This window comes from Sphaerisporangium sp. NPDC051011, assembly GCF_040653595.1.
In the GTDB taxonomy this organism is placed as follows: Bacteria; Actinomycetota; Actinomycetes; order Streptosporangiales; family Streptosporangiaceae; genus Sphaerisporangium.
Genome location: NZ_JBFAGG010000040.1, coordinates 1 through 10,368, shown reverse-complemented (window position 1 = coordinate 10,368; position 10,368 = coordinate 1). Strand labels below are relative to the sequence as shown.

At 68.7% G+C, this 10,368-nt stretch carries 11 protein-coding genes and 1 tRNA gene; 10 read left to right on the top strand and 2 right to left on the bottom strand.

Features of this window, described 5'->3' with window-relative positions:
- Window positions 1-178: 178 nt before the first annotated feature.
- On the bottom strand, window positions 179-1,216 hold the full coding sequence (locus AB0H21_RS40775; protein WP_358527440.1) for an adenosine deaminase: 1,038 nt from the start codon (window positions 1,214-1,216) through the stop codon (window positions 179-181).
- Window positions 1,217-1,574: 358 nt separating this feature from the next.
- The gene (locus AB0H21_RS40770; protein ID WP_358527437.1) at window positions 1,575-2,780 is read right to left on the bottom strand and encodes a pyridoxal phosphate-dependent aminotransferase; all 1,206 of its coding nucleotides are present in this window, start codon (window positions 2,778-2,780) and stop codon (window positions 1,575-1,577) included.
- Window positions 2,781-2,980: 200 nt separating this feature from the next.
- On the opposite strand from AB0H21_RS40770, the gene AB0H21_RS40765 reads away from it, so the two are divergent.
- From AB0H21_RS40765 to AB0H21_RS40720, 10 genes are all read left to right on the top strand, one after another.
- A tRNA-Trp gene (locus AB0H21_RS40765) sits at window positions 2,981-3,053 on the top strand.
- A gap of 76 nt (window positions 3,054-3,129) precedes the next feature.
- Complete coding sequence (gene secE, locus AB0H21_RS40760; RefSeq protein WP_358527434.1) at window positions 3,130-3,381, top strand: preprotein translocase subunit SecE; 252 nt, start codon at window positions 3,130-3,132, stop codon at window positions 3,379-3,381.
- An 86-nt stretch (window positions 3,382-3,467) separates the two neighbouring features.
- Window positions 3,468-4,244: a transcription termination/antitermination protein NusG gene (gene nusG / locus AB0H21_RS40755; protein ID WP_358527431.1), complete on the top strand. Its 777-nt coding sequence runs from the start codon at window positions 3,468-3,470 to the stop codon at window positions 4,242-4,244.
- 183 nt (window positions 4,245-4,427) lie between these two features.
- Window positions 4,428-4,859, top strand: coding sequence for a 50S ribosomal protein L11 (gene rplK / locus AB0H21_RS40750; RefSeq protein WP_114028424.1), 432 nt, complete (start codon window positions 4,428-4,430; stop codon window positions 4,857-4,859).
- Window positions 4,860-4,947: 88 nt separating this feature from the next.
- Window positions 4,948-5,667, top strand: coding sequence for a 50S ribosomal protein L1 (rplA, locus tag AB0H21_RS40745; RefSeq protein ID WP_358527429.1), 720 nt, complete (start codon window positions 4,948-4,950; stop codon window positions 5,665-5,667).
- 255 nt (window positions 5,668-5,922) lie between these two features.
- A complete protein-coding gene (locus AB0H21_RS40740; protein ID WP_358527426.1) occupies window positions 5,923-6,807 on the top strand; it encodes an LppX_LprAFG lipoprotein in 885 nt (294 codons plus the stop codon).
- A gap of 536 nt (window positions 6,808-7,343) precedes the next feature.
- Complete coding sequence (rplJ, locus tag AB0H21_RS40735; protein ID WP_358527423.1) at window positions 7,344-7,892, top strand: 50S ribosomal protein L10; 549 nt, start codon at window positions 7,344-7,346, stop codon at window positions 7,890-7,892.
- A gap of 90 nt (window positions 7,893-7,982) precedes the next feature.
- A complete protein-coding gene (gene rplL, locus AB0H21_RS40730; protein WP_358527420.1) occupies window positions 7,983-8,375 on the top strand; it encodes a 50S ribosomal protein L7/L12 in 393 nt (130 codons plus the stop codon).
- A 348-nt stretch (window positions 8,376-8,723) separates the two neighbouring features.
- Window positions 8,724-9,242: a hypothetical protein gene (locus AB0H21_RS40725; RefSeq protein WP_358527418.1), complete on the top strand. Its 519-nt coding sequence runs from the start codon at window positions 8,724-8,726 to the stop codon at window positions 9,240-9,242.
- On the top strand, window positions 9,239-9,808 hold the full coding sequence (locus AB0H21_RS40720) for a hypothetical protein (RefSeq protein WP_358527416.1): 570 nt from the start codon (window positions 9,239-9,241) through the stop codon (window positions 9,806-9,808). Before AB0H21_RS40725 ends, AB0H21_RS40720 begins: the two co-directional genes overlap by 4 nt.
- The last annotated feature ends 560 nt before the right edge of the window (window positions 9,809-10,368 follow it).

The following is a 10,368-nucleotide window of genomic DNA, read 5'->3' as shown; positions in this document are numbered from 1 at the left end:
CTCGCGGTCACCTTCGACGCCGGCGACCCCGAGAAGGGAGTGACGCAGGACCTCACCAAGCTCGCCGAGGTCTTCGACACGATCTACATCCACTCGCAGTGACGTCCCGCCGTCCCGCGACGGCGTGAACCTGGGCAAGCCCGGCGGAGCTCAATGTTCCGCCGGGCTTTCGCCTTGTTCAGGCGGGGCGTCGCGCCGCGGGTCGGCCGGCGAGCCAGGCGTCCACCGCCGCCAGCAGCTCCTTCTTGTGGGAGTCCGGCGCGGCGGAGGAGCGGATCGACTGGCGGGCCAGCTCGGCGATCTCGGCGTCGCCGAAGCCGTACACCGTGCGCGCCAGTTCGTACTGCGGCAGGAGCCGGGCGCCGAACAGCAGCGGGTCGTCGGCGCCGAGGGCGATCGGCACGCCGGCCTCGAACAGCCGCCTCACCGGCACGTCGCCCGCCCGCTGCGCCACGCCGAGGCCCACGTTGGACGTCGGGCACACCTCGCAGGCGATCTGCCGGTCCGCCAGGCGCTCCATGAGGCGCGGTGATTCGGCCGACCGGATTCCATGGCCGATACGGTCGGCCTCCAGATCGTCCACGCACTCGGCGACGCTCGCCGCGCCGGACAGCTCGCCCCCGTGGGGCACGGCCAGCAGGCCCGCGCGCCGGGCGATGCGGAAGGCCCCGTCGAAGTCCCTGGCCCGGCCGCGGCGCTCGTCGTTGGACAACCCGAAGCCGGTCACGCCCTTGTCGGCGTACTGGGTGGCGAGCCGGGCGAGGGTCTTGGCGTCCAGCGGGTGGCGGGTGCGGTTGGACGCGACGATCACGCCGATGCCGACGTCCGTGGCGCGCGCGGCCTGCCCGGCGGCGTCGAGCACCAGCTCCAGCGTCGCGGTGAGCCCGCCGAACCGCGGGGCGTACCCCGAGGGGTCGACCTGGATCTCCAGCCACCGGGAGCCCTCGGCCGCCTCGTCCTCGGCCGCCTCGCGTAGCAGGCGGTACACGTCGCTCTCGCGGCGCAGGACCGAGCGCGCGATGTCGTACAGCCGCTGGAAGCGGAACCACCCGCGCTCGTCGGTCGCGCGCAGCTTGGGCGGCCAATCTTGGACGAGCGCGTCCGGCAGGTGGAGGCCCTGCTCCTGTGCGAGCTCCAGCAGGGTCGAATGCCTCATGGAGCCGGTGAAGTGCAGGTGCAGGTGGGCTTTGGGTAGCTGGTCGAGCGGGCGTGCCATCTCCATATCCTGCCGTACGCGAGTCATGCCACGACGCCGACTTCGGCACTCGACCCCGGAAGCCCCGCTGCGTTGGAGGGCGAAAGGGGACCGCTCATGACGGAAGACTACGAAGCGGCCTTCGACGGGTTCCTAGTCGCCGCGAATTCGCCCCAAGATCTCGGCGGCCTCAGGGAGGCGCGCGTTCGGTGGGATCCGGGTGGGATATATCCCGGACGGCCTTATATGGGGGAAATGGTCGGACAAAAATGGTTTTGGTGCGACCGGCCACCTATGCGGGCGACAGGTCACGTCACGAAGAAGGCCCCGGACCGGCGTGGTCCGGGGCCTTCCGTACGCATGCGGGCGTTACCGCCGATCAGTGGGCTTCGGCCAGCAGCTTGGCCAGGCGGCTGACGCCTTCCACCAGGTCGTCGTCGCCCAGGGCGTAGGACAGGCGGAAATAGCCCGGCGTGCCGAACGCCTCGCCCGGGACCACGGCGACCTCGGCCTCTTCCAGCACGACCTCGGCCAGCTCGCCAGAGGTCTGCGGGCGCCGCCCCCGGATCTCCTTGCCGAGCAGCCCCTTGATCGACGGGTACACGTAGAACGCGCCGAACGGCTCCGGGCACACGATGCCCGGGATGTCGTTCAGCATGCGCACGATCGTCTGGCGGCGCCGGTCGAAGGCCTCGCGCATGCGGGCCACGGCCGACAGGTCGCCGGAGACGGCGGCCAGCGCGGCGGCCTGCGCGACGTTCGAGACGTTCGAGGTGGCGTGCGACTGCAGGTTGGTCGCGGCCTTCACGACGTCCTTCGGGCCGATCAGCCAGCCCACCCGCCAGCCGGTCATGGCGTAGGTCTTGGCGACGCCGTTGAGGACGACCACGCGGTCGCCGAGCTCGGGCACGGCCGTCGCGATGCTGGTGAACCGCGCGTCGCCGTACACCAGGTGCTCGTAGATCTCGTCGGTGACGACCCACAGCCCGTGCCCGGCGGCCCAGCGGCCGATGGCCTCGACCTGCTCGGGGGAGTACACCGCGCCGGTCGGGTTGGACGGGGAGACGAACAGCAGCACCTTGGTGCGGTCGGTGCGCGCGGCCTCGAGCTGCTCGACCGAGGCGAGGTAGCCGGTCGACTCGTCGGTCACGACGTCGACCTGGACGCCGCCGGCGAGCTTGATCGCCTCGGGGTACGTCGTCCAGTAGGGGGCGACGACCAGGACCTCGTCGCCCGGGTCGAGCAGGGTGGCGAACGCCTCGTACACGGCCTGCTTGCCGCCGTTGGTGACCAGGACCTGCGCCGCGTCGACCTCCAGGCCCGAATCGCGCCGGGTCTTCTCGGCGATGGCCTGCTTGAGCTCGGGAAGGCCTCCGGCCGGGGTGTACTTGTGGAACCTCGGCGTGCGGCAGGCTTCGATGGCGGCCTCGACGATGTAGTCGGGCGTCGGGAAGTCCGGCTCGCCGGCGCCGAAGCCGATGACCGGCCGACCGGCGGCCTTCATCGCCTTGGCCTTGGCGTCGACGGCCAGCGTGGCGGACTCGGTGATGGCGGAGATGCGCGCTGAGATGCGAGGACGGGTCATACCTCCATGGTTCCAGACGGCCGGGACCACCACCGACGCATATTCAGCATGTGGACCGGGACGTGCGAGGATGTGCCGGTCGGTGGAATGGTGCGGCGTGCCTGACGAGTTGGTTCGACGTGAGGCTCATTCCCCCGTACACTTCTGCAACTAGTGAGCGACACGCCTCGGGCTGCTCGGGGTAAGGTGGTTCACGGCAGAGGGCACTAGCGCAATTGGTAGCGCACCGGTCTCCAAAACCGGCGGTTGGGGGTTCGAGTCCCTCGTGCCCTGCGAAGTGCGGTCCGCGCACCGACTGGCGTGTATGCCGCCGTAAAGTTGCGTAGGAACGACGGATCAGGTGAGGACTGTGGCGATCGACACTCGCGGCGAGGCCGCGGACAGGCCGAGCAAGCCGACCGGCCGCCCTGCTAAGAAGCGCACTTCGCCTGCACTCTTTTACCGGCAGGTCGTCGCCGAGCTTCGTAAGGTCATTTGGCCGACACGCAAGGATCTCATCTCCTACACCACGGTTGTCCTCGTCTTTGTTGTGATCATGGTCGGGATCGTGGCGGGGGTAGACGCCTTGCTCACGAAGGGTGTGCTGGCGGTCTTCGGCTGATCCTGAGCCGCGCCCATACCACGCGACACCCGCCCTCGACAGGGCGGTAAAAGATCGCACCATCGACGAGAGAAGAAAGAGTCACCGTGTCCGAGTCCCCACTGTCGGCTGGCGATTCCCGCGAGAAGTGGGAGGGCGAGCCGGAAGAGGCGATCGAGATCACCGAAGAGTCCGGCCAGGCCGGCGCGTACGGTGAGGCCGAGGAGCCCGACGACGTCGACGACGCCGTCGCTCCCGCCGGTGCCGCCGACGAAGACGGTGATCTCGTTCCCGACGTCGACCCCGTCGAAGAGTTCAAGCGCTCGATGCGCGGCCTTCCCGGTGAGTGGTACGTCATCCACTCCTACGCGGGCTACGAGAACCGCGTGAAGTCCAACATCGAGACGCGCACCCAGTCCCTCAACATGGAGGATTTCATCTTCCAGGTCGAGGTGCCCGTCCACACCGTCACCGAGATCAAGGGCGGCAAGCGCACTCCGGTCAAGGAGCGCGTCCTGCCCGGGTACGTCCTGGTGCGCATGGACCTGACCGACGAGTCCTGGTCCGCGGTGCGCAACACGCCCGGTGTGACCGGCTTCGTGGGCCTGTCCAACCGGCCGAGCCCGCTGAACCTCGACGAGGTCGCCAAGCTTCTCGCGCCCGAGCCGACCGAGCAGGCCAAGACCACCACTGCCAAGGCCGCCGCCGCGACCGTCGACTTCGAGGTCGGCGAGTCCGTCACCGTCATGGACGGCCCGTTCGCCACCCTGCCCGCCACGGTCAGCGAGATCAGCGCCGAGTCCCAGAAGCTCAAGGTGCTCGTCTCGATCTTCGGCCGTGAGACGCCGGTGGAGCTGTCGTTCAACCAGGTCTCCAAGATCTGACACGCGAGCAGGTCCTGGTGATCTGACGGCGCACATACACTGGATACTCGTCCCCGCGCGTCGGCGTGCCGCCGTCCGCGAGGTGAATCCCGAGGCCGCACAGTCCCGCAGTGGCCCGTGCGCGCCCTCGGGGGCCCCGCTCCCCGCGGGAGTCTCTCAGCAGTCAAGGACCCGGAGTAGGAAATGCCTCCAAAGAAGAAGATCGCGGCTCTGGTCAAGGTCCAGCTTCCCGCTGGCCAGGCCACTCCCGCGCCGCCGGTCGGTACCGCCCTCGGTCCCCACGGCGTCAACATCATGGACTTCGTGAAGCAGTACAACGCTGCGACCGAGGCCCAGCGGGGCAACATCATCCCCGTCGAGATCACCATCTTCGAAGACCGCAGCTTCACCTTCGTCACGAAGACGCCGCCGGCGCCCGAGCTGATCAAGAAGGCCGCAGGTCTCGACAAGGCCAGCGCCAACCCGCTCCGCGACAAGGTGGGCAAGCTCACCAAGGAGCAGCTGCGCCAGATCGCCGAGACGAAGATGCCCGACCTCAACGCCAACGACATCGAGGCGGCCGAGAAGATCATCGCTGGCACCGCCCGGTCGATGGGCATCACGATCGCCGACTGACACCGGCCGACACAACCGCGGCCGACACAGAACACCTGTGGGAGGGCCAGGCGCTGGCCCGCGACCACACACTCCACGAGGAGAAGCAGTGAAGCGCAGCAAGAGCTACCGCAAGGCCGACGAGCAGGTCGACGGCGAGGCCCTGTACAGCCCCGTCGAGGCCGCCAAGCTCGCCAAGAGCACCTCGGTCACCAAGTTCGACGCGACCGTCGAGGTCGCCCTGCGGCTGGGCGTCGACCCCCGCAAGGCCGACCAGATGGTCCGTGGCACCGTCAACCTCCCGCACGGCACCGGCAAGACCGCCCGGGTCCTGGTCTTCGCGACCGGTGACCGTGCCGAGGAGGCCCGCGCCGCGGGCGCCGACATCGTCGGAGCCGACGAGCTGATCGATGAGATCGCCAAGGGCAACCGCCTCAACGAGTTCGACGCGGTCGTGGCCACGCCGGACCTGATGGGCAAGGTCGGCCGTCTCGGTCGCGTCCTGGGCCCCCGCGGCCTCATGCCGAACCCCAAGACCGGCACCGTCACGCCGGCCGTGGGCAAGGCCGTGACCGACATCAAGGGCGGAAAGATCGAGTTCCGCGTCGACCGGCACGCGAACCTCCACTTCATCATCGGCAAGGTCTCCTTCCCGGAGCGCCAGCTCCTGGAGAACTACGCCGCCGCGCTCGACGAGATCGTGCGTCTCAAGCCGTCCGCGGCCAAGGGGCGCTACCTCAAGAAGGTGACCTTCTCCACGTCCATGGGCCCGGGCATTCCGGTCGACCCGAACGTGACGCGGGGCATCACCGCCGAGCTCGACGCCTGACTATCGCCGGCACCACCGGCATCCCGTAGCCGTGGCACGTCACGTGTCCCGGCCATGGCCGACGTCGCAGAGGGCCTCCACCTCCGGGTGGGGGTCCTCTGCACGTTAATTTCACATTTCCTTCCTCGCAGGTGAGAGGCCGTTTCCGGGCTCGCGCGCGCCGTGGCGGCGGATTTCGCGCGCACAAGGCCACGCACGGGGCAGGGCTTGCGCGTAGGGTCGAAATCACCTATGGGGAAGACGAAGGGATATCCAGTGAAGCGGCGAATGACCCCCGTGCTCGCGGCCGTGGGCTCAGCCATGCTCATCGCGGTATCGGCGTGCGGCCAAGCTCCGCAGCAGCCGGCCACCTCGCTCGGGGCGGTGCAGCTCTCCGCCGCCGAGACGTTGCAGCAGAGCGTCAAGAACACCGAGGACGTCACCTCGTACACCGCCCAGCTCGCCGTCGACTTCTCCGCCCCTCAAGAGGGCGCGGGGTCGGTCAAGGGCACTGTGGTGTACCACCAGAAGCCCCAGCTCGCCTCTGACGTCACCCTGAGCCAGATCAGCATGGCCGGGCAGAACGTCCCCGGCGGCGTCCGGGTGATCCTCCTCGGCGACACGGCGTACCTGAAGATGGACATGCTCAGCAAGCTCGTGGGCGGCACCAAGCCGTGGATCAAGATCGACCTCAAGAAGGCCGGTGATTCCGCGGGCGTCGACGTCAACCAGTTCCTGCGCCAGGCCCAGCAGGTCGACCTGCAGAGCAGCGTGAAGATGCTGACCAGCTCCAAGGACGTCGCCAAGGTCGGCACCGAGTCCGTCGGCGGCGTCGAGACGACGCACTACAAGGGCACGTTCAGCGTCGCCGAGGCGGTCAAGCAGCTCACGCCTGAGATGCGGCAGAACCTGGAGGGCCGGCTCTCCGACGTCAAGGACATGAAGTTCGACGCGTGGATCGACGCGCAGAACCTGCCACGCAAGGTCGAGATGAACGGCGCCGCGGGCCAGGACGGCACGTTCAAGCTGGCCGCCCAGTTCACGTCGTTCAACGACGCCGCCGAGGTCACCGCCCCGCCGGCCGACCAGGTGGGCGAGCTTCCGAACACGCTGGGGAACGCGCCCGCCGGTGACGGCGGCACGGCCGGCAGCGGCACCTGACCCGTTCGGGGCGCGGCGGTGTTCTGGAGGAGGAGGGAGGAAGGGTGAGGAACGAGCCCTTCCGAGTGACGACGGAAGAACGCCGCCTAAAGTGGCGCCCCGAACCGCCGTGCCGGAGGCGCGGCAATATGCACAGTTCGGGCCTCCGGGGCGCCCCGGACCGCCGAGCGGAGCGAGGCCATTGGCACGCCCAGGCCTGAGACGCACCCCGTGGGACGGACACCCGCGGGGTGCGTCGCCGTTCGGGGACCTTCGGGGGCCTTCGTGGGGCCGGATTTTGCGCGACGCGGGGGAACGACGTACAGTGTGGTCTGCCGAAGACCGCCGGTCGTCGCCGAGTCTCTCATGGCTCGGTGGCCCAAGGATCCACGACGTGGACGGCCAGCGTAGGTGATGCGAGTTTTCATATGGTCTGTCACGCGGCTCCGCGCCGCCTGGTGTCCCGTGTGTGAAGCCCCGTTGCGCCTGCGCCGGGGCTCGTTCGTTTTTCCAGGTCCCTTGAGCCCTTCGCCGGCGGCACATCTGGAAGGAGGCCCATGGCGAGGGCGGAAAAGGTGACCGCGGTCGCCGAGCTCAAAGATCGCTTCGAGAGCTCGAACGCCGCTGTCCTGACCGAGTACCGCGGTCTCACCGTCGCGCAGCTCAAGCAGCTGCGCGTGTCGCTCGGTGAGCATGCGAAGTTCGCCGTGGCGAAGAACACGCTGTCCAAGATCGCGGCCAACGAGGCCGGGGTCACCTCCCTGGACGATCTGTTCCAGGGGCCGACCGCGATCGCGTTCGTCAACGGCGACGTGGTCGAGGCGGCCAAGGGCCTGCGTGAGTTCGCCAAGGCCAATCCCCTCCTGATCATCAAGGGCGGCGTCGTCGACGGCAAGTCGATGACCCCCGAGCAGATCAGCACGCTTGCCGACCTCGAGCCGCGCGAGGTCCTCCTCGCGAAGCTGGCCGGTGCGCTGAAGGCGAAGCAGTCTCAGGCCGCAGCCACGTTCAACGCGCTGCCCACGCAGATGGCCCGCCTCGTCGAGGCCCTGCGCGCCAAGCGCGAGGAGCCCGTCGCGGCGGAGCCCGCCGACAGCGGCGAGTAGGTCGGGCGCGCAAGCGACCACAGCAGGGGATTCAGGCGCATACCGCGGTCCGTTTCCAAGTTCTGTAACACACACGGAGGAACCACCACTATGGCGAAGCTCAGCACCGACGAGCTGCTCGACGCGTTCAAGGAGATGACCCTCCTCGAGCTGTCCGACTTCGTGAAGCTCTTCGAGGACACCTTCGACGTCAAGGCCGCCGCGCCGGTCGCGGTCGCGGCCGCCCCGGGTGGCGGTGGCGCTGCCGCCGCCGCCGAGGAGGTCGAGGAGCAGGACGAGTTCGACGTCATCCTCGAGGCCGCCGGCGACAAGAAGATCCAGGTCATCAAGGAGGTCCGCGCCCTCACGAGCCTCGGCCTCAAGGAGGCCAAGGACCTGGTGGACGGCGCTCCCAAGTCGGTCCTGGAGAAGGTCAACAAGGAAGCCGCCGAGAAGGCCAAGGCCGCCCTGGAGGGCGCCGGCGCCACCGTCACCGTCAAGTGACCTCTCGCGGCTGAGGCCGTAAACGAAAGGGGCGGTTCCACCCAGGTGCCGGGTGGGCCCGCCCCTTTCGCGTGCTCTGGGGTTGTTCAGGCCACATGTCACCCCATGGCACTCAATGACGGAAATCGGATGAATACATCTGCTTCTGTCATCTCGGGGGCATTGTGGGTAGAACGCTGCGGGCTCCGCGCCTTCCGGTGGTTCGTCCCGTCCCGGGAAACCCGGTGAACCCCGCTAGATGATCTTGGCGGCGGGTTATGATCCGGCGACCGGCCGCCGGTCCCGGCATCGCGACGCGCCCGTCGCCGTGATGCCCGCGAGGCGGCCCCCAGGCGAGGGAGGGTATAGGTGGCGCTGCACGCGGCTCGCTCTCCCCGCCGCTGGCTGCCGCTGATCGTGGCGTTGCTGATCGTCCTCATCGGCGTCCTGGGCGTCGCCTGGGTGCGCGTCGGCGCCGATCTCGACGAGGCGAGGGTCGCCGCGGCCGACCGTGTGGCCGCGACCCAGGCCGCCGAGCGCTACGCGCTGATCCTCATGGCGGTCGACTACCGCACCGTCGACCGTGACGTGCAGCGCGCGCTGGACTCCTCCATGGGCCAGGCCCGGGCCGAGTACGAGCGCGACGCCGAGCGCCTGAAGGCCGCGACCCGCGAGCACAAGGTCGTCCAGACCGGCGTGGTGCGCGCCGCGGGGCTGGTCTCCATGGACGCGCGCCGGGCCGGCGCCCGCGTGCTGGTGGTGGCCGACGCGGTGGTCCGCTGGGACGGGACCAAGACGCCCCCGCAGGAGCGTTTCAACCGCTGGCGCATGGAGGTCACCAAGAGCCGTGGAGCGTGGTGGGTGTCGAAGCTGGAGCGGGTGACGTGACCGGCGAAGGGCTCTCCGCGGGCCTGGAGCGGCCTGACAGCCGCCCGGCCCGGCGCTACGGGTATCTGATCGCGATCGGGCTGGGAACGCTCCTGGCGGCCGTTCTGGCCGTCCTGGTGGCCATCACCTACTTCCGCCTCCAGGAGCTGCGCGAAAGTGAGGCGGCCTCGGCGGAGGCCCTCGCGGCGGCGCTCGCGTACGCGCCGGACATGCTCAGCTACGACTACCGGACGATCGACGCCGACCTGGCGCGGGCGCGCGGGTACGCGACGGGCCCCCTGGCCGATCACTACCGCGAGCTGGCCCGGGTGCTGGCCCCGACGATCAAGAAACAGCAGACCGTCCAGCAGGCGGTGGTGGCCGCGGCGGCCGTGGAGTCGGCCACACCGGACCGCGTCCAGGTGTTGTTGTTCATGAACGTGGGAACGACCAAGGTGTTGCCGGGCGAGACGGTGCCCCAGAAGCAGGTGGATCAGAACCGCGCCCGGTTTCTGCTGGTCAGAGGTGATGGCCACTGGTTGGTGGCTGAGCTGTCGACCTTGATTGGCAATGCCCCGACAAGCTGAGACATGTCCGGCGGCTCGCCATGGGCACGGCGTGGCGCGTTATCCAATTGTTAGTAAAGCTTAGGTTTGGGCCGCGTGAGCCTGGGCAGGGATAACGGCACGACAGCGTCGATGGCGGGTAAGCCTTCGACCCTCGGAGTGACTGAGCGTTAGCCGATCCGCCTCGCGGGTATCGTCTGGGTTCGGCTCGGGCCTTGGTCGCCCCGGGGGAAGAAAACGCAGCGTGACGGCCATCGGTTCGCTCGAATCGGGCCTCTCGGGCTTGACGTTTCGGCGCTGACGGGCGATGCTGCGTCCAACGTGGAGCGCAGAGCGAGACTGGAGTGGACAGGTGTATGCCTATCGGCTACACTGCCCCTTTGCGCTGCCCTTTGACGACCCGCTTCTCTAGGTAACTTTGGAACATGGTCGTCTGGCGTGCGTGTAGTCAGTCCGCGAGCCCTCGGAAGGACATCTGTTGGCAGCCTCGCGCAACGCCTTCGCCGTACCCGCTGGTCCCCGCCGCGTGTCTTTCGCGCGCATCCAGGAGCCGCTCGAAGTTCCCGATCTTCTCGCCCTGC